This is a genomic window from Bacillus sp. FSL H8-0545 (genome assembly GCF_038006105.1).
Classification (GTDB): Bacteria; Bacillota; Bacilli; order Bacillales; family Bacillaceae_G; genus Bacillus_A; species Bacillus_A cereus_U.
The window spans coordinates 307,185-333,077 of the sequence record NZ_JBBOUO010000002.1; the positions used below are offsets into that span (position 1 = coordinate 307,185).

Sequence of the window (25,893 nt, forward strand, 5' to 3'; positions counted from 1 at the left end):
ATCATTGAATAATTTTTATTCCGGCACCTATACTGGGTGCTCTTTTTTGATACTTACAAAATAACGCTTTCATGTGAAATTCGTACACATTTTTGACACATCGAACATCACAATTACTTGAAAATTCGTGATAATATTAATTCGTCGAATACGCCAAATTTCGACATAGTACGACAATAGCCTCTCCCCTCCGAAATCCCTGCCCCCGCGGGGATTTCTCCTTTTATTCATTAATTGTTCACTGAGTCTTCATCCTGAACAAAATTCAAAGTTTATTATCACCCCAATTTCCAACTTGTTTGAAAAAATAAAAGCTAGGCTAAATCAACTCTGATTCTCGTTTTTCAATACGAATTACTTTTTTATTTGCTTATAAATACTGCACAACATTCTCCGGAACAAATGATTGTTCCAAGGATAGATGAAGCCGTATTGGAATCGGCTCTTTGCTATCCCTTGCTCGCTTACATATCTCTTCAGCTTCTTCCCAATCAAACTGTTTATCCTCCACTCGCTTATAACGCCAAATCCCAATTGTATAATCCTCAAATAATTCGTAACGATCATCTGGCGCTGTCGTTGGTTTTAATTCGTCAATCGCCTTTGCTTGGCGTGGTATTTGTACAACAACGTCAGCAAAACGTAGTTTAGAATTTAACCGATGAACATGAGCCTTCTTAGGATCAAATGACACAACTGGTTCAACATCAAAGATTGTTAGCTGCTTTGTCATCGCTTGTTCCCTCCAACACCTGTAAACTTGCTATTAAAATTCCTTCAAGCTGCGTTAACGTTAGTTGATCTAATGTTTGTCCGTTAATTTCAGCTAATCCTAATCCCAATAATTTACGAATAATTGCTAGTTTTCTACGTTCTACTTCTTGCCGTAACAACATGATTAAGGGTTCTGGTGCAAAAACTTTGAAGTAGATGAAAATGGTCTATCAAACTTGGAAATACTGATAGTACTACTCTATAAAAGGTGTGTGATCAGTATGGAAAAGGAGAATTTATTTAAGTGGAAACATTATCAACCAGACATCATCTTGTTAACTGTACGTTGGTACCTACGGTACAACTTAAGCTTTCGTGATTTGGTGGAAATGATGGAGGAACGGGGCTTATCCGTTGCTCATACAACGATTATGCGATGGGTGCATCAATATGGACCGGAGTTTGATAAACGAATTCGACGTCATCTCAAACAAACGAATAACTCATGGAGAGTGGACGAAACATATATAAAAGTAAAAAGACAATGGATGTATTTATATCGTGCTGTTGATTCTGAAGGAAACACGATTGACTTTTATTTGAGTAAATCTAGAAATCATAAGGCTGCAAAGCGATTCTTCAAGAAAGCCTTGCGGTCTTTTCATGTCTCAAAACCTCGTATCATCACGGTTGATAAGAACCCTGCTTATCCAATTGCTATCGAACAGTTGAAGAAAGAAAAAAGGATACCAACAGGCACCAAAATCCGAAGGATAAAATATTTAAATAACATAGTAGAACAAGATCATCGTTTTATTAAAAAACGTATACGCTCTATGTTGGGATTTAAATCATACAAAACATCAGCCTCTATATTGAGTGGTGTTGAAGCCATGCATATGGTCAAAAAAGAACAAATTGATTTGCAGGACCAGTCTGTCCAAAATCAGAATATTTTTATCAACCAGCTGTTTGGATTAACTGCTTAACAGGTGATTCCGCTAGGAATCCTTGATTCTTTTTTATTTATCATCTTTTTGCACCAGAACCTGCAATAGTATGTAATGGCAAATACCTATATATGATATCACAAATTAATGTTATATTTCCCCAATCAGGATGAATACCACTATCCAACCATCTGTACTTTCCATATAATTGAAATATTCTATGTGTCGAGGTGAAATCATGGATTCTTCTTCGTTTTACTCTATTGTAATCATAATTGCTGCGTTAGTCATATGGCGTAGAACTTTGGCAATGTATCGCCCTATTAAAGGAAACGGAACCCGCATTCTCTTACCCATACTATTTTTGTTACTCCCCTGCATTCACATCATCTTAAATCCAAAAGCACATGCCGCTGGCTGGGAATGGATTTGTGCAGCTATCTTTGGATTTCTTTTGTCAATTCCACTTATTTGGACCACTCACTATGAACTCCGATTCGATCAGAATATTTATGCTGTAAGAAACAAGAGCTTTATTATTACCTTTCTCATCGTACTTATTATCCGTTTTTTACTTCGTGATTATTTAAAATGGCTAGGTCCAGAAACAGAAGCAGCACTATTTATGACTGTAGCACTGGGATATATCTTACCTTGGAGAATTATCTCTTTCATCAAATTTCGTCAACTATACAAAAGTCGAATCCAAACTAACAATAACATTGACTTACGATAACACTAATTATGTGAATGGAAAGTACTTTCAGAACTTCTGAGGGGACTTTCCAGGTTTTGCAATACATTGGTTTTATGCTAACAAAAGATGCTTATTTTTTTGAAGAACTATGTTAATTTTGAGGAACAAAGGGACAGATTTACTGCCCCCTATTGTTTACTTATTTTGATTTTTTTTGGGCTCTTAATGCGATTTTTTCAAGTCCATTTTCTCCCGCAAATTCTACATCTGCTTTTGGTACAGCATTTTTATTGTTCTTCAATTGATTATTCTTATTTTTAGCCATTTTTTCACCACCCTTGTAGCTTGATTTAGTTATTCTTTCAAGGATGCCAACTATAATAAATACACTATATACAGATAGCGGAGTTGTGTTTTTTCGTCATCAGCACCCACGATTTTAGTTTGCTTTCTTTTTTGTAGCCTATGCGATTTGATTTACTTCTTTAAATAAACTGCCCCATTCGCTCAATAAGAAATTGAATACAAAGCGATTGCACCCAATGGTTTTAACAATTAATATTTTTTGTTCCTTCGTTGGATAGATACGAAATTTATATGCTTTGTTGTAGCTTTTGAATAAAGTTTGATGATTTTTGTGATCCTTGCTCAATTAAAGCGCCCGATTATTGAAGTTCGGTTTTAGACTAATCCACTTCACATATTTACTTTATGAAGCTTCAAGATGAAGACTGCTGCCACGATAAAAAGGGACACCGTCAGAAAAGTAACTGCGAACGCGCTTTGCCCACTTGCGTACAAAGCTGCGGAAGCAACAATGAACACAACCAGCTTAAGCGTAGTTCGTATGGGGAAGGAGAAGATGGGGAGCGACGCCTTCGGGGAGAGAAACATACCCCATAGAGTGGCTATGACTAGTGGCGTGGCAACCGCGAGTATAATTTTGACCGCTGCCCCTGTCTTGATATGATAACCCCAGTAACTGAACGCAGCCATTGCACCAAGCTCCAGTAGAAAGAATCCGGTGAGGACGCTAACACCTATCCATTTTATTTCCATCCGACTCTTCCTCCCAATAAAAAGAATTAAGAAACTAATGTTAATTTTTTTATATACAATATGTTTCGGTCATATTCTAAAATCCTGCCATTTAACTTAATAACAATTATTTCAAAATTCTGTAATTTGAGCAGTCGCTTTATTCCAGAAAATGGCCCAATTGTTGAAGATCAATTAATTCATTAAAAAAAGACAATTTTAACTCTAAAAGTTAGACACGTTATTTCATTGGGCAGCTTCTTGGGCACGGGTCCGGTATTGTACCGGACTCCTGCCTTTTAGCTTTTTCTTTGCTGTTGTGTATTTTATATTGTGATGATCCATTGACAGTTACTTTTGTATCTAAAGAAAACTATTTTACGTAACAAAATAGTAAATCCTAATCCTGCATCAACAGAACCAGCAACAACACACTTACCTACAAAGGGACTCCATAGTAATTTCTCCTATTATATATATAAATCATGCTTAGTTAAATTGGTTTGATTTTATAAGGAGCCAAAAACCTCTAAATATTTATTTTATAATCACATAATTAATCCTAATATAACTAAAGTTTGATATAATGATACAGTTATTAATAGCAATTAGGAGGATATACAGCATGAACTATACAAATATGCCAAAAGAAAGAGGAATGGTTAAACAGACTCCATTCACTACTATACCAGAGCAATCCGCTGGTATTCGTAAGATTGTTAAAAAGCAGACAAAAGTGGAGCGCCCTACATTAACCCAAGACGAACAAGAACGTATTGAAAACATGTTATTATGTTCATTTCTTTCTGAAGAGAAGAAATTGATTACTTATTATAGAGATGATCATTTGCTTACTAGATATATGACTGTAACTGACATAAATCCGATAGAAAATTTAATAACTTGTACTGATGCATCTTATAACAGAATTTTTCTTAAATTTATGGATATAATTGATTTAAGATAAAAAACATACTGTTTATAAAGTTTGATTAAAAACCTCTTACAAATCCACATTCTGTGTTACACAAAAAGACTCCATTTTGAAAAAAGATTGATCAAAATAGAGTCTTTCTTTGTGACTGGATGTTGAATTTTTATAAAAAAGTTTGATCAAAACACATTTAGAATTCTTTAATTGAAAAGATATAACATCGCATCTTTCTTATAAACATCGTGATTTTATTTCATATCCATATCTTAAGTTGATGGGCATGTGTGGTGCTTCCTATATTTAGTTTTAAATACAAAATTAACAATTTGCGCTCAAATTGAACTTACAAAAAAAAGCTGCTTCATCAGCAGCTTTCTCCCTATCTATTATATTTTCTCTAATTCACTACCAAGAAACTTCGCAATCTCTAGCATACCGTATTTTCCAACAACTGCTTCAGCGTCAGCATTGTAGTTTGTGTTTGTATTAATGTCATAAGTGAAAATTTCACCATCGGCATTTCGAATAAACTCAATGCCCGCGATGGCGATATCATTTGCAGCCAAAACAGCCTCATATTTTTGAATAATTGGGTCATCAAAGCCCTCAATAATTTGAAACTTCGGTTTTTCCGGGGCTTTCTCTCCAACAGGACAGAACAAATCTCCAATTTGACAAGCATCAGCTGGGCACAATTCAAAGCCTTTGGACGTATCGACTTGAACTGCATATACAAATTTCCCGCCTACAAACTCACAACGTGTAATGTAAGGCTCAGGAGATTGAATGTATTCTTGAATTAATGTAATACCATCTACTGGCTCTTCAAATGCTGCACTTTCTACGTATTCTTGTAAAGAAGCAACAGACTGAAACAGTTGAACACCTAGTCCTTTTCCAGCACGGTTATGCTTCGTAATGAATAGACGTCCTTCAAATTGCGTTGCCGCTTCTATAATATGATCCTTACCAACAGCTGCAATTGTCTTAGGTGTCCGGATTCCTTCTGCATTCAGTGCCATATATTGCGCGACTTTACTTACTTCAAGCTGCAATGCTCTGCTTCCGTTGAACACTTTTCGGTTATGCCTCTCTAACCAAGCAAGGACAGCACCCGTAAACTCTGGTGCAAAACGGTGATTTCTTGTGTGAGAAGAAGCGCTCATACGGTTATAAAATACGCCCTGCGGCGGAACAGACGAAAGATCAACATTCCCTTTGTCCAAATGCCATTCTTCATAAGGAAGATCGAGTTCTTCTAATCTTCTCGTTAGATGTCTTGTCCACTCTGTGTTTTCATGAATAACGTGAATCTTCTTCAAGGGAATACCTTCTTTCTAAAATATGATTATATTCATTATACTATTTTTAGTAGTCTGTAAAATACTAATTTTACAATAATTTAACTTAATACAAGAAAAAATGAAACACCATCCTTACCCTGATTCACTCAGGGCTTCTACATACACGGCATGGAATAAATACATTCTTCTAAATGATTTGTATAAAAAAGTGCACCATTGAGATAAGATGGCGTACTTTTTTATTTTACTTGATCCGAGAAGGTGTAATATGCTCTAGCCATAATTTCAGATTTAAAATGAGAGAAGAATGATTCAATGCAAGCATTGTCATGGAAGTTTCCTTTGCGGGAATGGCTGCCGATGGCGCCTAGCTGTTGAAGCATACGATAATAAGCAGGAGATGTATATTGGAATCCTTGATCTGAGTGGACGATGGTTCCATACACATCTCTTTTTTGTGTTGCTAAATCTAATGTTTTTAGAACAAGTTGTAAATCATTGCGATGTGAGAGTTTCCAAGCAACGATTTCATTATTATAAAGGTCTTGAACGACCGATAAATAGAGAAATTTATCTTTGAATGGCAAATAAGTGATATCTTTGACAAGTACCTCATTTTGTTTGCGGTTTTGGAATTGTCGTTCTACTACATTTGGGAAAATCTTTGAGGATTTTCCTTTGAAAAAGCGTCGCTTTTTACGGATAATAGATTGAATGTGAAGCTCTCGCATAAGTCTATATACTTTTTTTGTGGTTCACGAAAAATCCAGCCTCTCGTAAGGCGATTGTCATGCGAGGATAACCGTATTCCTTGCGTTTTATGTGAATTGCTTGAATCTGTTCATGCAATGTATTATCCTTTGAAAGGCGTAATTGCCTATGACTACATGTTGAACGCCACTTATAGTAGCTAGAGCGATTTAACTGCGCAATGACGACAAGCCAGGTTACTTTGTACCGAGAACGTAGTTCTTCAATAATCTCGTACTTAGCCGTTTGAGCAAGAACACCTCCTATAGATTTGGATACTGCTTTTTTAAGTAAGCCACTTGCGCCTTGTAGTATTCCAATTCTTCTTCCATACTATCGAACTTCGTACGAGGACGACCTTTTAAGAGGTTTTTAAGCTGTTATTACCACCATTTTGCCCCCGCAAGTCTGAAATATCACCTGTTTTTTGATATTCTCGGACCCAATTCATTAACTGTGTTCTACTTCTAGGCTTATATTTTTTCGCTATAGCTGATTGGCTACCCTCACCATTTAAATAACTTTTTACAACTTGTATCTTTAATTTATCTGAATAAGTTTGAAATTTATCCCCTTTTTTAACCATAATAAAATCGCCTCCAAGTAAAAGTGTAACATCCATGTGTATTCATGGTCTTTTTACACTGTCTACCTTAAGGGGATAACATCAAAAGTTTGTTATCCCTATTAAGTAGAAACTTGCTATATAGAATAATTTTTTTATATGATAAAGTGGGCTTATGCTTAAATGAAAAAAGGAGAGTGACCCAGATGACAAACCAAAATGAAACGAACGCTTTACCGCCAAAAACATGTACGATTGAACGTCTCATCACGATTCAGGAGGACATTGAAAAAGTGCTTGCAGGACAGAAAACGGCTACTCGCCGCAACGGGAGATATGCGGATGTCGGGGAAGTGATGGAGCTTCAAGGTCACCGGTATGTTGTGGAGAAGGTCTATTCGCAGTCACTTGGCGAATTGACTGATGAGCATGCCCGTCAAGAAGGCTATGCGAATGTGGAGGAATATAAGCAATCTATCCTGTCTCTTCACCCTGGCATGCCGTGGCTGCCAAATATGAGAGTTTGGGTTCATGAGTTCCGTCTCATCGAAGGTTAATGTGATATAAGGATGGACATGTTATATCGACTGCTTCTGTATATACATATTTTTAGTGTAATCTTATCCATCGGCCCGTTTTTTGTATTGCTTCCGCTCATCAAAAAATTGCGGGCTACAGAGGCCCGAACACAGCAGGCTTATCTGGATGTATTCCGATTTTCGGTCAGGCTGGCCAAGCATGCCGGGCATGTGCTGGTTGCATCCGGGGTTCTGCTTGTACTGGCGGGCCCTTGGACTTGGAAGACCCCTTGGATTGTGATGACCCTTATTCTCATGGCGAGTTCAATATTTTTCCTGGCCCGCGCCTTTTCTCCGACCATTCGGAAATTCAGCGAAACGGGCCAAGACAAGAACGCCTTGATTCAATTGTTGCGGCGTTCTGTTTGGATTTACATTGTTCTTTTAATGGCGATGTTATGGTTCATGGTGACAAAGCCTGCGCTGTGGCAGGGGTGATAGATCTAGGGCGAATAGCGGCTTGCCGTTTGAATTCGCCAGGCGGCATGGAACAAGGTGTAGGTGTTAAAAAAAGTTTGATCAAAACCTTGTGTGACGTATTGTTTTTTCAGCAAAAAACAAGAGCTAAATTTTGAAAAAAGTCTGATCAAAATTTAGCTCTTTGGCATTTTACCCACATTCATTTTTTTAAAAAAAGTTTGATCATTTTATTTAATATATCTTTTTTTGTCCCGTAGTTGAACTACCCCCACTTTCACTTCGTTTAGAAGAGGGGGATTCCTAAGTAAAGAGTTCTATCGAACTCTAATTTATTAGGCTATCTCCACAGTCCTTGCGGTTAGAAGCCTTATCGCTTCATTCTTTAGATTGATACTTGCGTTAATATCCCTATCATGGTGTGTACAACAAGAAGGACAGTCCCATTTACGTAGGTTTAGATTTTTAACGTCTTTGTTTTGATATCCACAACAAGAACATAATTGGCTTGAAGCATATGTTTTCGATACGACAATGATTTGTTTGCCGTACCATTTTGCCTTATATTCCAACATAGTTCGAAACTGAGACCATGATACCTCACTAATTGCTTTTGCTAACTTATGATTCTTTAACATATTCGATACTTGCAAATCCTCTATACCGATAACATCGTGGTTTTTGATGATTTCAGTCGAGATTTTGTCCAAGTAATCTTTTCTAGCATTCGTCATGTATTCATGAATTCTAGCTACTTTTACTCGTTGTTTATTCCAGCGAGAAGATCCTTTCATTCTTCTAGAAAGAACACGCTGTGCTTTTGCCAACTTCTCTTCTAATGATCGAAAAAACTTCGGATTTTTATAGGTTGTTCCATCTGACAAAATGGCGAAATCTTTTAGTCCCACATCCATTCCAATGTAAGAATTTGTTTTCGGAAGTTCTTGCACTTCTGTTTCAACTAACAATGACACAAAGTATCTGCCAGAAGGATTCCGTCTAACTGTAGCATTTAAAATACGTCCTTTTACTTCACGACTTTTGACAAATCGAACAAGACCTAGTTTTGGCAATTTTATTTTGTTTCCTACAACGGCAATATTTTCATTTGTTTGTTTTGTGGTATAAGATTGTATGTTGTTCTTCTTAGATTTGAAACGCGGGGCATTGTTTTGTTTTTTGAAAAGGCGTGTATAAGCATCCGCAAGGTTGCGAACAGACGACTGAATCGCGATACTATCCACTTCTTTTAGCCAAACAAACTCTTTCTTCATGGCAGGAAGTTTGGCAGAGCATGTACCATATGTCAAACCTTTTCCTGTTTCTTTGTATGCATTATCCCATAGAGATAGGAAATGATTGAATACAAAACGAGAACAGCCAATCGTTTTATTGATTAGGGTCGCTTGTGCTTTATTTGGATAGATACGAAATTTATATGCTTTATTGATCATCATTCGTTTCACCCCCATTTCGATATGTGTCTACTATACAACAAACGTATATTCGATAGGTAGTGAAGTAACAGTTTATATATGTCGAACAATTAAGATGGCTTGCTGCCATCCCTTGTCCGAAGCCAATTCATCTCCCACCTACTCACTAAACGTTCCTTGAGGAAGGAGTCTTCTTGGCTAAAATGATAAATCAGTTATACTGAAGTATCCATTTCCTATATCTACTTTGCCTTCTAGGTCTAATTAATCTTTTATAAGAAGAAATTATTTACGCCAGATGATTCAATCCATACACTAAGATTCTTAAGAGATTCAACATAAATAAAAATAGTAGCGTGAGCTGATCGTTTGGCTTAAGCTACTATTTTTTATTTGGTTCTTGAAAGATGCTACTATGTGCTTCTGAATCGAGCTGTGGTGCTATGCGTTTAAAAAGTGTACCTTTTGAAGGGTGTAAAAAAGGAACCCGTTATGGATTCCTTTTTGTAATGATATGCATCGTTTCTATTCCTGAAAGAATAGATTTTACTTTTCCATACTAATCACTTCCTTTTTTAGAGTACTAGTATCAGTATGTCCAAGTTTTGGAGTGTTTGCACCAGAACCCTATTCTTCTAAAATAGCGGAATAATACTCATCCCACCATTCATTTCCATGTGGTATACACTTCCTGAAATAGCCTTCTCTTCTCATTCCAATCTTCTCCATCACTCGATATGATGGGGTATTCTGTGGCTGACATGTAGCTATAATTCTATGTAATTTCATTTCCTTAAACCCATATTTCAATGTAGCTTGTGCTGCTTCAGAAGCATATCATTTATTGAAATATTTAGAATTGAACACCCAACCAATCTCATAAGTATGTTCACCAAAATATTTATGAAAAACAATATGACCAATTAGGATATTGTCATCTATTAATACCACAGGAAAGTTCTTAGCATTTTCACCAATGTTTTCATTCACAAAGTTTCTTGTATCTTCTTCAGTAAAAACCCCTTCGGGTATGTATTTCATAACATTGATATCTGATGTATACTCATGGACAGCTTGCCAATCCTTGAACTCAAATTTTAGTATTAATAATCTTTCTGCTTTTACAAACATTTACTTTTCCCCCTCAAAAAATAGTAACTTTATTTCAAATCAACATTTAACCGGAAAAACAAAAAGAACTTGTAGGAATCACTACAAGTTCTTTTTGTTTAAGGTGAATATACGGGACAAACAAACTATCTTACAGGTTCATCTTAGAAACTACAGGGGTAATGCTTTGATAAATAAATTATATAACAAATATTAACATCCGTAGATTTTAATTTCGAAAATTATGTGAATTAAGAAAATAAAATGGTATATCATTTCCGCTTCCTAAAAAATCCATTTGCTCATTTCGTATAAAACCCTTTAAAACAATATCTACATCATAATAATATTCATTCATAGGTATAGATGACTATAATATTCTAATACGTTCGTATAACAGATGTTTCCATTATGTATTTTACGAAAAGTATAAATTGTATGTTTTTTACAAAAAAATGAGGTATAATTTTCGTTGAAGAGCAATCTGTAAGTCCCATTAAATTATGTGGTAAATTTACATGGGATATGCAACACATATTCGAAAAGAGATAATGCACTTGTGGACAGTACGAGGAGGATTTTTATGGTCAATAATTATATAAATGAAAAAGATCATCTTTTTTATAAAAAACGTTTTTATAATGTTTTAGCTTCAATTCCTTTAGTAGTTAACACGCTAATAGTCATATATTTATTAGATTTGGGATTAACTTATTTTGTAACCTTTACTGGCATTGCAGTAATAACTTTATTAATTCAGTTCATTTATTATTATTCAAATTGGAAAAAATCTTTTAAGTAACTTTTCTAATAGTTTTATGAATAAAAAGTCTCTTCAGAAGATCTGAAGGGACTTTTTGAGATTTCTAGATACATGGACTACCGATAAGTGGTGTTATGGTAACATTATATGTGCAGAATATATAATGTTAATATGGAATAAAATGTATTAAAGAGGAAGCTAGATGAAGCAAATTTGGGGCTATATTTCATTAGCGTGTTTATTAGTATCAATTTGTTCTTTTATTTGTATAGTAAATGGATTTAGACTTGAATATAGTGTAATGAATCAGGTTATTTTTGTATTAGCACCGCTTGGGTTATTAGGAACCATGTATTTTGGAGTACTATCTCCCGAAACAAAAGTAAAAAGAACAATGGTTTGGAATTTGAGAGGATTTACAGTTTATATTTTTAATTATTAATACTGTTTTGGGATAGACTTTTTATATAATAGATAAAATAAAGAAGATATTGATTTTTTATTCAATATCTTCTTTATTTATAGCGTTTTGAATGTATACTTTAGTTGTGTATTTTGAGGATATCAGGGGGATTGGTGTGAATTCAATGCTTTCGTTTTTAAAGATATTTACAACTGAATTTGTATTAAATTGCTCAATATAGATATACTTTTAAAATATGCTTTTATATTCAGAATTAACAAAAAATAAATTATAATAAAAATATGATGGTTATTCCTCTTGTTTACTCCTTGTCTAAAGATAAGATCGTGTTCCCCGCTCTTATCTTTTTAATTGTTGATTTTAGATACAAAAAAAGGAATCCTTAATATATTAAGGATTCTGCAACAGGAAATAACAAAATATAAATAATAAAAAGAATTACTTATATTATAGTTTATATAGTAATAGTATAATATTGAGAAATATTTACATAAACCTAGTATGTATTACGTAGCAATTGTAGAAATGGCTTGTTTATAGACTAGCTGTTGCTTACCATTAACCATCATAAGAACAGTAAATTTATCCATTGCAATAACCTGCCCAGGTATGCGAACACCACTCTTTAAAAATATAGTGACCTCGCTTTTTTTCTCTTTCAATTGTTCATACATATCTTCTTGTAAATTAAACATGGAATGCGCCCCCCTGTTTTGTTTGTATTTACTTTTCTTCTAGTACATGCTGCTTTTCACTGTAGGTATTTGTGATTTCCATTCACTTTCTATTTTTCTAAACCATTTTCCTATTTTGCTTAGATAATATCTTTTTACTTCACCATAAGGAATCCAAATTTCACGTTCCTGTATTTGATTCATCACTGTAGCTTTAAAATAAAGTTTGATTAAAAAGTAAACGTCAAGTAACTCTAAAATCAACCTTTGTTGTATATTTTGGAGTTACTTGACGTTTACCAATTTAAATGATTTTGATGCGGTGATTTAACGATAAAAAAGAGACAACTCAAAAACTTGATACCCCTTGTCGTCTCTTTTTAATATCATGAATAACATAGTCTAATTTCATTGCAGAAAGAATCGTATTATGTATTTCTCAATTCACGCATCCCAATCATTTACAAACTAATTTATGTTTGAATTTCTTTCATCATCTCCTAAGTTACGGAAGTTACTATCATTCGTATTATCACAACCGTTACTGCTATCCTAGTACCTCGATGTTGAACTACCCCCACTTTCACTTCGTTTAGAAGTGGGGGATTCCTAAGTAAAGAGTTCTATCGAACTCTAATTTATTAGGCTATCTCCGCAGTCCTTGCGGTTAGAAGCCTTATCGCTTCATTCTTTAGATTGATACTTGCGTTAATATCTCTATCATGATGTGTACTACAAGAAGGGCAATCCCATTTACGTAGGTTTAGATTTTTAACGTCTTTGTTTTGATATCCACAACAAGAACATAATTGGCTTGAAGCAAATGTTTTCGATACGACAATGACTTGTTTACCGTACCATGTTGCTTTATATTCCAACATGGTTCGAAACTGTGACCATGATACCTCACTAATCGCTTTTGCTAACTTATGATTCTTTAACATATTCGATACTTGCAAATCTTCTATACCGATAACATCGTGGTTTTTGATGATTTCAGTTGAGATTTTGTCCAAGTAATCTTTTCTAGCGTTTGTCATGTATTCATGAATTCTAGCAACCTTTATTCGTTGTTTATTCCAGCGAGAAGATCCTTTCGTTCTTCTAGAAAGAACACGCTGTGCTTTGGCTAACTTCTCTTCTAATGATCGAAAAAACTTCGGGTTTTTATAGGTTTTTCCATCTGACAAAATGGCAAAATCTTTTAGTCCTACATCAATTCCAATGTAAGAATGTGTTTTCGGAAGTTCTTGCACTTCTGTTTCTACTAACAATGACGCAAAGTATCTGCCAGAAGGGTTCCGTCTAACCGTAGCATTTAAAATACGTCCATTTACTTCACGACTTTTGGCAAATCGAACAAGACCTAGTTTCGGCAATTTAATTTTGTTTCCTACAACGGCAATGTTTTCATTTGTTTGTTTTGTGGTGTAAGATTGTACATTGTTCTTCTTAGATTTGAAACGCGGAGCACTGTTTTGTTTTTTGAAAAAACGTTTATAAGCATCCGCAAGGTTGCGAACAGACGACTGAATAGCAATACTATCCACTTCTTTTAGCCAAACAAATTCTTTCTTCATGGCAGGAAGTTTGGCAGAGCAAGTACCATATGTCAAACCTTTTCCTGTTTCTTTGTATGCGTTATCCCATAGAGATAGGAAATGATTGAATACAAAACGAGAACAACCAATCGTTTTATTGATTAGAGTTGCTTGTGCTTTATTTGGATATATACGAAATTTATATGCTTTATTGATAACCATTCGTTTCACCTCCATTTCGACATATATCTATTATACAACAAACATACATTCGATAGGTGGTGAAGTGATAATGACAAATTGTCCAGTAACACTTTACATATGTCGAACAATTAAGATGGCTTCATGCCATCCCTTGTCCGAAGCCAATTCATCTCCCACCTACTCACTGGGCTGCGACCCTTCACGTTCCTTAAGGAAGGAGTCTTCTTGGCTAAAATGATAAAATGCCCCTTACTTAACCATATTACAATTACCTCCCAAACTTATACTTCTGTATGACTAAGTCTTTATCGTCATATCTAGGGTCTAACTTAACTTCACCTTTGTACTCAATGATTCGTACCTTGTCAGTCGGATATACCTTATCGTAAAGTTCCTGTTTCACCCATATCTTTTTCATTTTGTTATTGTCAAACAACTCTAAAGTAGGGTGTTTCAGTATGATATACTCTTCAAGTTCATACTCTGTATACTCTTTCACAGATGAATCTAAGTAGTAGGTTTTTCCAAACTTTGTACTCTTAAATACAACATAGTCGTCTACATACTCTAGGTCTTTCTCTAAGTTTATGAATTTCTTTTCACTCATAACATACCCCTTTATTTGTTTCCTATTATCACTACCCCAACTAAGATGAAAACAATAACACTTATAACCACAAGAGTTGCCTTTTTACTTAACTTTCCCCTAGAACCTTCTAATACTGCCCATATAATAATTGGGAAAAGAAGAATACCAAGGAGAATGTCAACAAACTTGTTACTTTTCTACGTGTATTGGATTCTTCTTTTTCTTACGTCTATGATTCACTATTCATACCCCTTACTTTGAATCGTAACTTTCAAATAGCATAGTCCTTCCTTTGTACTCAACAACCTCAATACGAGAACCAATGTCTAAACGTTTGTATACTTTCTTACTTACGCTACCTGTGTGCGTTTCACCATCTACTTTGTACTTGATTTCATAAGTCTTAAACCCTCTAGGTGTGTGCTCTTTCATATCTACGACTTCCGCTATACTTGACTTACCATGTTGTCTGACTTGTATCTCGTTGTACGTTCCTACCCCTATGAGTAGGAACGTACACACTAGAAACACTACAATACAACCAATTCTAAACCGTTTCTTTTTCAATATAATCCCCCTTACTTTACATCGTAACTATCATACATGATTGTCTTTCCTTTATATTCTAGTACTTCTATTTTAGAGCCTTTGTCTAACTTCTTGTATAACTCTTTATCTATATTACCTAAGTAAGTCTTATCTTTTATATAATATTCACGACTTATTTTATTTCATTTATCAATCCATATATACAATCTATATTTTATTTGTTTATCGAGTCTTAATATATCTATGAAAAAAGCACTTGTTGCCATAAATGACAATCAAGTGCTTTAAGTTCATATATTTTTAAATAGCATAAATTTGTAAGTTTTCAAGTTATTGCGTGACACCTATAAAAACTATGACAAAATTTATCCTGTTTTCCTTTTTGCTTACTTGCTAAATTCAGCAAGTAAAATATTTTTAAAAGGATCAGGACTGTTAGCTCTATCCGTACTGTTAAAATTGATGGTCAACGTATGCTTGTCCCCAAGTGTACCTCCAACAAGAGTAACAAACCCTGGAATGCTACCTGTGTGTCCCCATATCGAGACACCGTTTGGAAGCTTAGTTTCATAGATTCCAAGACCATATCCGCTGATTTCATCAAATCCTGTAGGAACTGTAGTAAGCATTTGTTTTAGTTGCTGTTCCTTCAGTAATTTGCCACCGAGCAAGGAAGAAAAGAATTTGTTTAAGTCGTCAGCAGTAGAAATCATCTCTCCAGCCGAGCTAGCTATACTTGGGTTATAATAAGTAACGTCTTTTAACTCACTTGCTCCGTCTGGTTGGACATATCCACGGGCATGCTTAGTGCCTGAAATAACGCTTGAATTGCCAGGTAGGAATGTATTCGACAACTCAAGCGGTTCAATAATCCGATTTTCAATCTCTTCCGCATAGCTGTTTCCGGTTACTTTTTCAATAAGGATACCCAGTAATACGTATCCTGTGTTTGAATAAGACCAGCCCTTTCCAGGGGCGAAGTCTGGAGGCAGAGAAAGCCCAATCTTCACTATTTCTTCAGCGGTATATGTTTTTTTTGTATTCATCAGATCAACGTCTTTTGAATTTAAGTAGTCAGCGATACCACTTGTATGGTTCAATATCTGCCGGATAGTAATCTGTTTACCATCATATCCGTTTCCTTGAATGACACCAGGCAACCATTTTTCGATGGAGTCGTCTAGATTCAGGCGGTTCTCCCCAACTAATTGAAGTACAACCGTTGCGGTGAATGTCTTCGTCACGCTGCCAATACGAAAGCGAAAATCTGTTTCCATTGGTTTCTTGGTGCTCAGATTCGCTACCCCAGCGGCATAACCCCACGTTTTTCCACCCTCAGAAGTTTTAGCAAGTATCCCCGGAAATCCAAGTTGCAATGTATCCCGCATTGCTTGCTTGACGGAATTACGATCTCGTTGAGTGCTTGTATGTGACAAACTAGATACATTTTGGGTGGGCTCTGCTTTTACAATTGAGGTTGGCGATGTGTATAGCAGGGAACTTCCCGTTATTAAAAGAGCCAGACTTGCAAATGTAATTTGACTACGTGTTTTCATAAGGCATTCCTCTCTTCTATTCATATTGTATCGCTGGTTGTTTGTTTGCTGCTTCATACTAACCACACAGCTATCATCTCTACCAATGACAAAAAACCAACAATAAAGTGAAGCTTTAATCCGTGTGGGTCTTACTGCCCGTTAATGCGGGGTAAAATTAACCTTGTACTCCTTCACTCTACAATAAACGGAAGATTCTAAATATATATATTTTCCTTACAAGAAGATTACAAAGTTGTCACTCCATCACCATCACCATCAAGCTAAGAAAAGCAAATACCCCAAAACGAAAAAATTGACATCTTCAGGGGAAAATGTACATTCTTTTGTTTTGGGTCCTTATAAAATTCTTAAGTTGATGGCAGTGTGGTGGTAAGCCAAAGATAAGATCATACTCTCCGATCTTATCTCTTTTTTGTAGATACTTGATACAAAAAAGGAATCCTTATAATAAGGATTCTGCAACAGGAAATAACAAAATATAAATAATAAAAAGAATTACTTATATTATAGTTTATATGGTAATAATATAATATCGGGAAATGTTTACATAAATCCAGTATGTATTACATAGCAATTGTAGAAATGACTTGTTTATAGACTAGCTGTTGCTTACCATGAACCATCATTAGAATGGTAAATTTATCTGTTGCAAGAATCTGCCCACGTACTGGAACGCCATTTTTTAAAAATACAGTGACTTCCCCTTTTTTCTCTTTCAATTGTTCATACATATCTTCTTGTAAATTAAACATGAAATGCGCCCCCTGGTTTGATTGTATTTACTTTTCTTCTAATACCTGCTGCTTTTCACTGTTGGGTATTATTTAATCTTTTAATAAATCTTCGTCTAAAAAGAGTTCGATGTCATCTAAATTTACATTTTTTCTTTCATGAATTGAAAATTTTAAAATAAATTCTTCAAAAGAGTTTGCTATAAGATAATAATATTCTTTTCCATCTTCGTCTAGTATTTTACCTTCATGATACCAATAATAAATTTTACCCCTGTATTTATCTTTTAAGCCTATACATATTAAATCTTCCCCGTCAGCATCTGCAATAGGCATTACAATACTTCCTAAAATATCCTTATAAGTTTGAATGATTGATTCAATTTCATAGGCATCATTAGTAATACCATAAAAACCACCTATCGAATCAAAACCATCCTCGGGGGTTACAGGGGTAACTTCAATTGCCTGATACATTCTATTATCTTTAATAAAACACCCTCCATATTCAAGCAAAAACTCTTTGTAGTCTAATGGTAAATCTACACCATATATTCGTTCAATTGTTTCGATTGACTTATATGCATCTTCTTTTTTTGAGACTACCATTTCCGAATCAATTATTTCATTTAATACTTGCTTTATTATTTTGTTCATTTTATTTTCCTCCTCTTAAATCTGATGCTGAGCCTATATGTGGTATATTAGCATGGAAATCTGTTGGAATTAACTCAATTTCAGTAGAACTTTTATGGTTCTGTTGCAAAGTTTTTAAAAGTAAGCTAAACTTTTGCAAAACAGAATGAGGAGAATCATAAATCGGATATTTTAAAGGAAAACAGTTCAAACAAGATATTATTTTGGTAGCCGTCGGCTACTATCATCGTTTTCTTTAAGTTATCGAGATGTATCTGAAATTTTGAAAGAACGTGGTGTATCGGTCCATCCCACTACCATCATGCGATGGGTTCATGAATATGGAAATCTCATTTATCAGATTTGGAAAAAGAAAAACAAATCTGTGCAGCTGTCTTGGCACCTGGATGAAACCTATATCAAAGTGAAAGGCGAATGGCGTTATCTCTATCAATCAATTGATAAAGATGGACACACATTGGATATTCAGCTTCGCAAAAAACGAGATCATCAAGCGGCTTATGCCTTTATGAAAAGACTAGTAAAAACATTTGGAGAAGCAACGGTTCTCACAACAGGCAAGGCTTTTATAAGCATACCATTCATTGCACAATCAAGCATTTGAATAATCTCATCGAACAGGATCATACACATATCAAGCGACGTTTTTCCAAATCCGCAGGATTTCAAAGTCTTCGCCATGCTTCACGTACCTTGAAAGGCATCGAAACTATTCATGCCCTATATAAACAAAAACGAAGTTTGCAACAACCAAACTTCGTTTTTTCGACGTACAATGAATTAGAGAAACTATTCAAAGTTGCATAAACTCTACCTACTAAATTAGGATTTTTTTGTTTATATAAAAACTTTGCAACAGAGCCATCCTTATTTAAACTAAACTTCAAATCCAATTACTATCCATTCATCAACTATGTCCCAAAAATTCATATTATATCTAGGCTCTTTATTCGTCCACCATAAAGTCGCATTATCATTATTAGAATTCTTATAATCTACTGCAACATAACCACCCATACCACTTTTGAAGAAACCAAAAGTAGTTTGTAAATCAATTTGTAAAGGCTCTTCTAACTCCTCGATAATACCCCATTCATCATCATCAAAAAAAGTTACATCTTCTAAAGGAACTAACCCCATAGATTGGCTCGCATAAAAATAGAAACCATTATGAACAGTTTGATAAAAATTTCGTATTGTTGAAGGAAACTTATCCCAAGATTTTTCTAATTCTTCATTATTAAACTCATCTTTGGGATTTCCCCCCTCATAATATTCAATTTCACCATTATCTGTTTTAATAGTGTATAAAATTGAATATCTACCGTTTATATCCATAAGCTCTACTTCTTCAAGGTGCCTAGACAAATAAGAAATAGTGTTTCTTAATTCCCCCCCTACTTGCTCTTTCCATATCGATAAAATAATCTCAACTCTCTTGTCTACGTTTTCTTCTTGAAACAATCCATACCATGAATTTGGTATTTTCCCACAATCAAGTTTATTAATCTCATGGCATGATATAAGTTGTGCATTTCTTTTATATTTTCTTAAAAACCCAAGTTTTTGTTCCATAATGCTATGTCATCTCCTTTATTTATCTATATCCTTTTTTATTTCCTTCAACAAAATCATCAATTTGTTTTTGTAATTTCATTTCTAATTCTTTTTCCTTCTTTATCATTTCTTCTCTAAACTTAGGGTCAACTTCAATATTTTCTTTCTTATAAATTGTCCAATCAGAATAAGGTTTAGATCCCCTTAGATTTATTGGCTGCTTCACTTAATACTAAAAAATTTCCTTCATTATTTAAAACCTTAAGTTGTTGTTCTTTTGTTAGTTTATCAAAATTCTCCATCTTCGCTATATTTTTCATTGATACGATATGATCAGCTTGAAGTCTACCTGTAATATACTTACCAGGTAAAGCAGGGTCAGGCGTTCCTATTTTATCCTCAATGCCCTCGTTAACTTTTTCTCGTAACTTTGCAATAGGCGTTCCATCTCTTAATTCATCATATAATTCCTTTGAGATTCTTCTTTTCCCGTATCGAGGCGGTGTTCCAATATCATCCGTCCCCTTAGTTCCACTCTTAACAGCAGAAAATAATTCTCCAAGTGTTTTTCTTTCTCCCACATTCCCAATGCCAGCCACCGAAAGTTCATGGACTTGATATTAAATTTAGAATGGGATAAATATGAGGCGGGATTAATCCAAGAAGAGTGGGGGGATTTTTTTAAAAACATTTTCGAGAGTACATATTAACTCTTCAAAACGGACAGTGAAAAATATACTTTCGATTAAAAAAGCCGTCTCAGATCAGAAGCTCAAAAAGATTGTAAAATCGATATAATGATTACTTCTGTTACGATGAATTTGGAGAAATACTTGATGGGAACAAACATCCTAATCCTTACGATCAAGAAGTATGAACGAAAGTCAAGCTAAATGATGATGGGAAAGTTATTGAGAAAAAACTTATAACCTTGATGACTTTGAGGACTAACTTAAAAATAATTAATTCAACCTTTTATCTTTATGGCTTTACTATCTTTTCCAATCTTACTCGTTTAATAAAATCATCTAATGCCTCTTCTTCATTACCATAATGAGCAATTGAGGTTTCTACAATACTCGCTCTCTCATCAGTTGCACAAACAACCCACTTATTATCCTCTTTATAAATTAGAACCTCATCCGGATCCACATCTTTTTCATGAAACCAGTTATAATATTTTAGTCCTTCTTCTGATAGGATTCGTTTTGCCTCATCTCTTGTCATATTAAAATTATCCTCCTTATTTTATTTGTTTCAATAATTTCAATCCTTCTAATTGTTCGACTGTTAAAGGAAGTTGTAATTGTGTTCCCCCTTTTATGGTCCCAAAACCTGGGGCTATCTCTCCAATTTGTGCTTTTAATTTGCTATAATCACCACAATAGTACTTTTGAATAGCAGCATCTACCTGTGCTTTTAGTGTAGGGTCACTACAGTTATCAATATAGGTTTTTATATTCGAGAAATCACTTACAACCTCATATTGATGGTATTTGCTCACATCTTCCAAATACGGAAGAGCTCTCTCGCCGTAACTATAAGGTTTCCATTTACCACAGGTGATGTATACGTACCATTTGACGGTCCATATCGGTCAATAACTTCACCTATTTTTAGTGTATACTCATCCTTCATGACTTTCCCATCTTTATTTACAACATACCCACCGTTTGGTACTTGCCCCCAATCAATGTGTCCATCAGCCCTTAAGACATCAGAATTCTTTGGAATTTGTACTTCTTCTGGCCATTTCCCTGTTTTCTCCACTTCTTCTGCTAACTTACTGTCAATATTATTTAAGTAAACATGTAATTCATCGGTCGTACAAGTTGATTGTTTTAATTCAGAACAAAAAATACCTAGCATTAACCATAAATTGATTTTATCGCTTTATGGTTAATGCTAGGTATTTTTTAGGAGAAAAACATTATTTTCTTCTCTCTTCGATTCTTTCGCATTATCAAATATTTTAATATCAATTCACAAGCATCATTTTCATTTTCAAAAGTATCTATAATATTCATTCCACCTCTCTCTAACGATTGATATATTTTCCATACTTTTTCTTCTTTTAATATACCTAATTCCAATTCACCAATAGATTTATCACCTAAGTTGTATTCATGTTCTTCTATTCCTAATTCATTCAATCTAGTTTTTAACTCACTAATATTCATTCTAAACCTCCTACTTATTTAATTTCTTTTATAAATCTAAATTCCTCCAAATATACAATGGACATTGGTAATTGCCATTGTATTCGTCATATCTATAGTTCTATTCTCTAGTTCATTTGCATTCATGTATGCACCATTACTTGATTCTTGCATTTGTACAATCGAGAAAGAAAAAACAGGAACAGCAATCGAGTTTTATAATTTAACACTCAATGTCGCGATGTCAATCGGTATTACCTATACAGCAGCAATGATGGACCATTCCGCAATGCGCCAAAGCTTCCTAGGAATTGCAAACAATGCGGACGTTTCCATGTTTAGCAATATCCTATTCATTCTCGTACTCATTGCCCTTTTCAGTTTATCTCTATACTGAATATTAGAAGGACGAAAAGCGACAAAATAGATATATTGTCTATTTGTTAACTAGTCATATAGAATAACGATTCTTTCATGATTAGAACCCTAAAACAAGAGGTTTAGGGTTCTTTTTTATAATTTATAAAATATAAGAGATATTTTAGACTCGATGCTTCCGCCTAATCATGTAAGTACAAACTATACAATATGTAACTTCTAAGCATTCTTACTTAATCTTCTTCTCTCTTTTTCTAACCGTCTAAAAATCACACATATAACACCGCCCGCCACTGTAAATAGAATGCCAGGCACCAATAATAAAAGTCCTCCTCCACTCATCCAAATTAACACTATTCCTAAAATCAAACATATAATTCCAATTATCATCTGACCTCTTTACCCCCCTTTACATAAAATTTCCCCATGTTTGTAAAAACATTCTGATGAAATTATACCTCTTTACTTATAACAAACTCAACACTACTAAACTATCTGTTTCTCTCCCTTTCCTTCAAGAAATAAAACCCTATAATTCCATTTTTTCCTATACTATATATTATTATAATAATATATAGTATGATAGAGTAAAAACGAGAGGAGATTATTATGGCAACGATTGGAATTGACCTAGGAACAACGAATAGTTTAGTAGCCTATTGGATGGATCATGGTGCAGCCCTTATCCCCAATGCACTTGGCGAATATCTTACACCATCTGTCATCAGCGTTGACGAGAGCGGTGAAGTTTTAGTCGGACGCATCGCCAAAGAACGGCTGATTACCCATCCGCACGTTACAGCATCAACGTTTAAGCGATTTATAGGAACAGAGAAAAAATACGAGTTAGGTATGTATACATTTTCTTCAGAAGAACTTTCATCTTTTATCATCCAATCTTTAAAACAAGATGCAGAAGCTTATTTAAACGAAGCGGTTACTGGTGCTGTCATTAGCGTACCTGCTTATTTCAACGATGCTCAGCGCAAAGCGACAAAACGAGCTGCTGAAATTGCTGGATTAAAAGTTGAACGTCTCATTAGTGAGCCAACGGCAGCTGCTATCGCTTACGGACTGTATCAGGAAGCGGCAGAGACAAAATTTCTTGTATTTGATTTAGGCGGTGGAACATTTGACGTATCCATTTTGGAATTATTTGAAGGAGTGATGGATGTTAAATCGATTGCCGGCGATAATTATCTTGGAGGCGAAGACTTCACAAACAGTCTCATGTCCTTTTTTTTAGAGTCACACCAACTCGATTCCGATTCCCTTGACTCAAAAACGCTATCTTTAATTTATGCACAAGCAGAACGTTGCAAACTTACATTATGTAATGAGCCTGCCGCGATTATGAAAGTCGTTATTCATAATGAGACGTATGAAACTCGCATTAACAGAAGTGAATTTGAAAAATTAGTAACCCCGCTTCTCTTACGGCTTCGCTATCCGATTGAACGCGCACTTCGCGATGCGTCGCTAAACCCTAAGGATTTAGATGCTGTCATTCTAATTGGCGGGGCGACAAGGATGCCGCTTATCAAATCCGTCATTTCTAAAATGTTCGGACGCATGCCTCATGCGAATATTAATCCTGATGAAACGGTTGCTTTAGGTGCTGCGATTCAAGTTGCTTTAAAAGAACGAAACAAAGCACTAGAAGAGGTTATCTTAACGGATGTTTGTCCATATACGTTAGGAACTAGTGTTGTTCAAGCGTTCGGAAATGGACAACAAGAATCCGGATACTTCTTCCCGATTATTGAACGAAATACACCAATTCCTGTAAGTCGAGTGGAACGACTTTATACTGTCAATGATAGACAACACTCCATACTTGTCGATGTTTATCAAGGAGAAAACCGCTTGGTTAAAAATAACTTAAAACTTGGCGAACTTAAAATTAAAGTCCCTCCTGCTCCTGCTGGACAAGAGGCGATTGACATTCGTTATACATATGACATAAATGGCATTCTCGAAGTCGAGGTAATAAGTACAACGACTGGAGAGAAAAAAAGAGCAATTATCCAACAAAATGCCGGAAATCTTACAGAAAAAGAAATTGAAGCTAGACTACTAGAATTGAAAAAAATTAAAATTCATCCACGAGACCGGTCCGAAAACCGATTGCTGCTCGCAAAAGGCGAACGGCTCTATGAAGAATTACTCGGTGACGAACGCCAGAAAGTCGCTATCTTGTTACAGCAATTTGAAAATGCGCTCACAACGCAAAATGATAAAAAAGTGAAAGAAGCTGCTCATATATTAAAAGGGCATTTAGAGAATATTGAAAGGTGGGTCAGTCATTCATGAGCATTTGGGAAACGTTAGAAATTGAGCCTACCGATAATATTGCAGCTATTAAAAAGGCTTATGCAAAACTTCTAAAGATTTATCATCCCGAAGACGATCCTGAAGGATATCAGAGACTGAGAGAAGCATTTGATAAAGCGATAAAAAGCGCAAAACAAATGAAGACCGCACCTCCCTCTCAACTAGAAAAAACAGATGAAAACGAAGGAAATTCCTATATCCATCCTGTTTCTCCTACATGGATGGATGGTGATGCTGAACTTACCGCTACTCTCGTTTCAGAACATCCCGTTCATGCATTTACGGAAAAAATCGAGACGCTGTATAACGATTACTTTGCACGAATCGAGCCGAAAAATTGGGAAGACTTATTAAGTTCCGATGTGATATGGGACGTAGAACATGCGGCGGTGATTCAAGATAGATTAATAGAATTTTTACAATATCATTACCATTTCCCCCGCTCGATTTGGGAACTTCTCGACAATGTATTTCGCTTTAGTGAGCAAAAAGAGGAGTTAGAGTTTGAATACGGTGAAGAAACGGTACAATTTTTGCTAGAGAGAATGAGTGGCGAGAAGGAAATGCGTTATGATATTTTCAAGAAAAGTGATGATTTAGATTTTGAAGCGTATTTTCATTTACGTGAAGAAGTCCAGCTCACACTTATGAATAATAACTTAGAAGCGGCAAAAAGTGCACTCGATTTTGCATACGAGCTTTATCAAGAAGATCCGGAACTTTTACGCATGCAGGGTATTTATTATTTGCGCATAGAAAGTAAAGAACGTGCGTTACAATCATTCAATGACATACTTGTCATTTGCCCGGATGACCCAGGTGGTTTACTTTATCGGGCCCAGATTTACTATGACCGCGGGCAATTTGCAGATGCTATCAAGGACTGTGAGCATCTACTTTCGATTGAGCCGGAGCATATGGACGCGCAGTTCTTAATAGTGAAGTATTCGTTCGAATCAGGTGATATAGAAACTGCAACCACTAGGGTGTTGGATGTGGTAAAACATTATCCAGAGCGTGCAGAATTTTTTTCATACAGTGTCCGTATTCACACTGAAATTCCAGAGAAGAGACAGAAACAAGAAATAAATACGAAGTTTATTATCGGCTATGCGCTATACCTTTTATTTCTATTTATTAGCCGCACCTGGGTTTATTTGATCTTTATGATTCTTATTGTTTTGACCCCACTACCATCTAAATATGCATTACTTCTCCTACTCCCACTTATTTGGGAAGCATGGAAATTCGTTAGGCTTAAAACATTAGCATAAGGAGGAG

At 35.1% G+C, this 25,893-nt stretch carries 30 protein-coding genes and 9 pseudogenes; 11 read left to right on the forward strand and 28 right to left on the reverse strand.

What is annotated here, in order from left to right; all coding sequences use genetic code 11:
- Positions 1-370 precede the first annotated feature (370 nt).
- Positions 371-733, reverse strand: a complete 363-nt coding sequence (locus tag MHI07_RS27510) for a hypothetical protein (RefSeq protein ID WP_016127480.1) — start codon at positions 731-733, stop codon at positions 371-373.
- Positions 708-896 (reverse strand): hypothetical protein, encoded by a 189-nt coding sequence (locus tag MHI07_RS27515; RefSeq protein ID WP_016512402.1) that lies wholly within the window; start codon positions 894-896, stop codon positions 708-710. The genes MHI07_RS27510 and MHI07_RS27515 overlap by 26 nt, the downstream gene beginning before the upstream one ends.
- Positions 897-995: 99 nt before the next feature.
- On the opposite strand from MHI07_RS27515, the gene MHI07_RS27520 reads away from it, so the two are divergent.
- Positions 996-1,703 (forward strand): IS6 family transposase, encoded by a 708-nt coding sequence (locus MHI07_RS27520; RefSeq protein WP_215582834.1) that lies wholly within the window; start codon positions 996-998, stop codon positions 1,701-1,703.
- A 199-nt stretch (positions 1,704-1,902) separates the two neighbouring features.
- Positions 1,903-2,400, forward strand: a complete 498-nt coding sequence (locus MHI07_RS27525; protein ID WP_215582835.1) for a CcdC protein domain-containing protein — start codon at positions 1,903-1,905, stop codon at positions 2,398-2,400.
- A gap of 160 nt (positions 2,401-2,560) precedes the next feature.
- Here the strand turns inward: MHI07_RS27525 and MHI07_RS27530 are convergent, their stop codons facing one another.
- The 4 genes and pseudogenes from MHI07_RS27530 to MHI07_RS27545 all read right to left on the reverse strand — a co-directional run.
- Complete coding sequence (locus MHI07_RS27530; RefSeq protein ID WP_001107285.1) at positions 2,561-2,686, reverse strand: hypothetical protein; 126 nt, start codon at positions 2,684-2,686, stop codon at positions 2,561-2,563.
- A gap of 147 nt (positions 2,687-2,833) precedes the next feature.
- Positions 2,834-3,013, reverse strand: a pseudogene (locus tag MHI07_RS27535) (helix-turn-helix domain-containing protein); the annotation flags it as partial.
- A 44-nt stretch (positions 3,014-3,057) separates the two neighbouring features.
- Positions 3,058-3,420: a YrdB family protein gene (locus MHI07_RS27540; protein WP_070138874.1), complete on the reverse strand. Its 363-nt coding sequence runs from the start codon at positions 3,418-3,420 to the stop codon at positions 3,058-3,060.
- A gap of 220 nt (positions 3,421-3,640) precedes the next feature.
- Positions 3,641-3,827 (reverse strand): annotated as a pseudogene (locus MHI07_RS27545) (hypothetical protein); the annotation flags it as partial.
- Positions 3,828-4,024: 197 nt separating this feature from the next.
- Between MHI07_RS27545 and MHI07_RS27550 the strand changes: the two are divergent.
- On the forward strand, positions 4,025-4,366 hold the full coding sequence (locus MHI07_RS27550; RefSeq protein ID WP_340827101.1) for a YolD-like family protein: 342 nt from the start codon (positions 4,025-4,027) through the stop codon (positions 4,364-4,366).
- 353 nt (positions 4,367-4,719) lie between these two features.
- On the opposite strand, the gene MHI07_RS27555 is transcribed toward MHI07_RS27550, so the two are convergent.
- The 4 genes and pseudogenes from MHI07_RS27555 to MHI07_RS27565 all read right to left on the reverse strand — a co-directional run bounded on the left by MHI07_RS27555 (position 4,720) and on the right by MHI07_RS27565 (position 7,009).
- Complete coding sequence (locus tag MHI07_RS27555; protein WP_078182008.1) at positions 4,720-5,655, reverse strand: ATP-grasp domain-containing protein; 936 nt, start codon at positions 5,653-5,655, stop codon at positions 4,720-4,722.
- 221 nt (positions 5,656-5,876) lie between these two features.
- Positions 5,877-6,374 (reverse strand): annotated as a pseudogene (locus tag MHI07_RS27560) (IS3 family transposase); the annotation flags it as partial.
- On the reverse strand, positions 6,373-6,486 hold the full coding sequence (locus MHI07_RS29465) for an IS3 family transposase (RefSeq protein ID WP_215582847.1): 114 nt from the start codon (positions 6,484-6,486) through the stop codon (positions 6,373-6,375). The gene MHI07_RS29465 and the pseudogene MHI07_RS27560, both read right to left, overlap by 2 nt.
- Before the next feature lie 262 nt (positions 6,487-6,748).
- The gene (locus MHI07_RS27565; protein WP_215582850.1) at positions 6,749-7,009 is read right to left on the reverse strand and encodes a helix-turn-helix domain-containing protein; all 261 of its coding nucleotides are present in this window, start codon (positions 7,007-7,009) and stop codon (positions 6,749-6,751) included.
- Between the two features lie 149 nt (positions 7,010-7,158).
- On the opposite strand from MHI07_RS27565, the gene MHI07_RS27570 reads away from it, so the two are divergent.
- Entirely contained in the window at positions 7,159-7,509 is a 351-nt protein-coding gene (locus MHI07_RS27570; protein WP_071734882.1) for an ASCH domain-containing protein, read from the forward strand.
- Between the two features lie 18 nt (positions 7,510-7,527).
- Positions 7,528-7,968 carry a DUF2269 family protein gene (locus MHI07_RS27575; RefSeq protein WP_078182012.1) on the forward strand — a complete coding sequence of 147 codons (441 nt, stop codon included), beginning with the start codon at positions 7,528-7,530 and terminating at the stop codon, positions 7,966-7,968.
- A gap of 314 nt (positions 7,969-8,282) precedes the next feature.
- On the opposite strand, the gene tnpB (MHI07_RS27580) is transcribed toward MHI07_RS27575, so the two are convergent.
- Positions 8,283-9,404, reverse strand: a complete 1,122-nt coding sequence (tnpB, locus tag MHI07_RS27580; RefSeq protein ID WP_340827102.1) for an IS200/IS605 family element RNA-guided endonuclease TnpB — start codon at positions 9,402-9,404, stop codon at positions 8,283-8,285.
- A gap of 606 nt (positions 9,405-10,010) precedes the next feature.
- Positions 10,011-10,514: pseudogene (locus MHI07_RS27585) on the reverse strand (GNAT family N-acetyltransferase).
- A 562-nt stretch (positions 10,515-11,076) separates the two neighbouring features.
- Here MHI07_RS27585 and MHI07_RS27590 point away from each other — a divergent pair.
- Together MHI07_RS27590 and MHI07_RS27595 are read left to right on the forward strand one after the other, a co-directional pair.
- Positions 11,077-11,295, forward strand: coding sequence for a hypothetical protein (locus MHI07_RS27590; RefSeq protein WP_000247942.1), 219 nt, complete (start codon positions 11,077-11,079; stop codon positions 11,293-11,295).
- Between the two features lie 163 nt (positions 11,296-11,458).
- Complete coding sequence (locus MHI07_RS27595) at positions 11,459-11,698, forward strand: hypothetical protein (RefSeq protein ID WP_340827105.1); 240 nt, start codon at positions 11,459-11,461, stop codon at positions 11,696-11,698.
- 488 nt (positions 11,699-12,186) lie between these two features.
- On the opposite strand, the gene hfq (MHI07_RS27600) is transcribed toward MHI07_RS27595, so the two are convergent.
- The 9 genes and pseudogenes from hfq (MHI07_RS27600) to MHI07_RS27635 all read right to left on the reverse strand — a co-directional run bounded on the left by hfq (MHI07_RS27600) (position 12,187) and on the right by MHI07_RS27635 (position 18,184).
- A complete protein-coding gene (hfq, locus tag MHI07_RS27600) occupies positions 12,187-12,375 on the reverse strand; it encodes an RNA chaperone Hfq (protein WP_078182165.1) in 189 nt (62 codons plus the stop codon).
- A 28-nt stretch (positions 12,376-12,403) separates the two neighbouring features.
- Positions 12,404-12,561: pseudogene (locus tag MHI07_RS27605) on the reverse strand (transposase); the annotation flags it as partial.
- A gap of 434 nt (positions 12,562-12,995) precedes the next feature.
- The gene (gene tnpB, locus MHI07_RS27610) at positions 12,996-14,117 is read right to left on the reverse strand and encodes an IS200/IS605 family element RNA-guided endonuclease TnpB (RefSeq protein ID WP_340827107.1); all 1,122 of its coding nucleotides are present in this window, start codon (positions 14,115-14,117) and stop codon (positions 12,996-12,998) included.
- Between the two features lie 250 nt (positions 14,118-14,367).
- A complete protein-coding gene (locus tag MHI07_RS27615) occupies positions 14,368-14,706 on the reverse strand; it encodes a hypothetical protein (protein ID WP_340827108.1) in 339 nt (112 codons plus the stop codon).
- A gap of 11 nt (positions 14,707-14,717) precedes the next feature.
- A pseudogene (locus tag MHI07_RS29470) lies at positions 14,718-14,928 on the reverse strand (hypothetical protein).
- Between the two features lie 12 nt (positions 14,929-14,940).
- Positions 14,941-15,255, reverse strand: a complete 315-nt coding sequence (locus MHI07_RS27620; RefSeq protein ID WP_340827109.1) for a hypothetical protein — start codon at positions 15,253-15,255, stop codon at positions 14,941-14,943.
- Positions 15,256-15,623: 368 nt separating this feature from the next.
- Entirely contained in the window at positions 15,624-16,793 is a 1,170-nt protein-coding gene (locus MHI07_RS27625; RefSeq protein WP_340827110.1) for a serine hydrolase domain-containing protein, read from the reverse strand.
- Positions 16,794-17,359: 566 nt separating this feature from the next.
- Complete coding sequence (gene hfq / locus MHI07_RS27630) at positions 17,360-17,548, reverse strand: RNA chaperone Hfq (RefSeq protein WP_340827111.1); 189 nt, start codon at positions 17,546-17,548, stop codon at positions 17,360-17,362.
- A gap of 72 nt (positions 17,549-17,620) precedes the next feature.
- Positions 17,621-18,184: an SMI1/KNR4 family protein gene (locus tag MHI07_RS27635; RefSeq protein WP_340827112.1), complete on the reverse strand. Its 564-nt coding sequence runs from the start codon at positions 18,182-18,184 to the stop codon at positions 17,621-17,623.
- A 161-nt stretch (positions 18,185-18,345) separates the two neighbouring features.
- Here MHI07_RS27635 and MHI07_RS27640 point away from each other — a divergent pair.
- Positions 18,346-18,991: pseudogene (locus MHI07_RS27640) on the forward strand (IS6 family transposase).
- Positions 18,992-19,060: 69 nt separating this feature from the next.
- On the opposite strand, the gene MHI07_RS27645 reads toward MHI07_RS27640, so the two are convergent.
- From MHI07_RS27645 to MHI07_RS27670, 6 genes and pseudogenes are all read right to left on the reverse strand, one after another.
- Positions 19,061-19,759 (reverse strand): SMI1/KNR4 family protein, encoded by a 699-nt coding sequence (locus MHI07_RS27645; RefSeq protein ID WP_340827113.1) that lies wholly within the window; start codon positions 19,757-19,759, stop codon positions 19,061-19,063.
- Positions 19,760-19,777: 18 nt separating this feature from the next.
- Positions 19,778-20,061, reverse strand: a pseudogene (locus tag MHI07_RS27650) (hypothetical protein).
- A 661-nt stretch (positions 20,062-20,722) separates the two neighbouring features.
- Complete coding sequence (locus MHI07_RS27655) at positions 20,723-20,968, reverse strand: Imm59 family immunity protein (protein WP_335470125.1); 246 nt, start codon at positions 20,966-20,968, stop codon at positions 20,723-20,725.
- Positions 20,969-20,984: 16 nt separating this feature from the next.
- Entirely contained in the window at positions 20,985-21,245 is a 261-nt protein-coding gene (locus tag MHI07_RS27660) for a hypothetical protein (protein WP_340827114.1), read from the reverse strand.
- Positions 21,242-21,610: a hypothetical protein gene (locus MHI07_RS27665; protein WP_340827115.1), complete on the reverse strand. Its 369-nt coding sequence runs from the start codon at positions 21,608-21,610 to the stop codon at positions 21,242-21,244. Before MHI07_RS27665 ends, MHI07_RS27660 begins: the two co-directional genes overlap by 4 nt.
- Before the next feature lie 47 nt (positions 21,611-21,657).
- Positions 21,658-21,921, reverse strand: a complete 264-nt coding sequence (locus MHI07_RS27670; protein ID WP_340827116.1) for a hypothetical protein — start codon at positions 21,919-21,921, stop codon at positions 21,658-21,660.
- Positions 21,922-21,997: 76 nt separating this feature from the next.
- Between MHI07_RS27670 and MHI07_RS27675 the strand changes: the two are divergent.
- Positions 21,998-22,297: pseudogene (locus tag MHI07_RS27675) on the forward strand (MFS transporter); the annotation flags it as partial.
- A 200-nt stretch (positions 22,298-22,497) separates the two neighbouring features.
- On the opposite strand, the gene MHI07_RS27680 reads toward MHI07_RS27675, so the two are convergent.
- A complete protein-coding gene (locus tag MHI07_RS27680; RefSeq protein WP_340827151.1) occupies positions 22,498-22,647 on the reverse strand; it encodes a hypothetical protein in 150 nt (49 codons plus the stop codon).
- A 240-nt stretch (positions 22,648-22,887) separates the two neighbouring features.
- Between MHI07_RS27680 and MHI07_RS27685 the strand changes: the two genes are divergently transcribed.
- Both MHI07_RS27685 and MHI07_RS27690 read left to right on the forward strand, forming a co-directional pair.
- Entirely contained in the window at positions 22,888-24,591 is a 1,704-nt protein-coding gene (locus MHI07_RS27685; protein ID WP_340827117.1) for a molecular chaperone HscC, read from the forward strand.
- Positions 24,588-25,886 (forward strand): J domain-containing protein, encoded by a 1,299-nt coding sequence (locus tag MHI07_RS27690; RefSeq protein ID WP_340827118.1) that lies wholly within the window; start codon positions 24,588-24,590, stop codon positions 25,884-25,886. Before MHI07_RS27685 ends, MHI07_RS27690 begins: the two co-directional genes overlap by 4 nt.
- Positions 25,887-25,893: the final 7 nt, after the last annotated feature.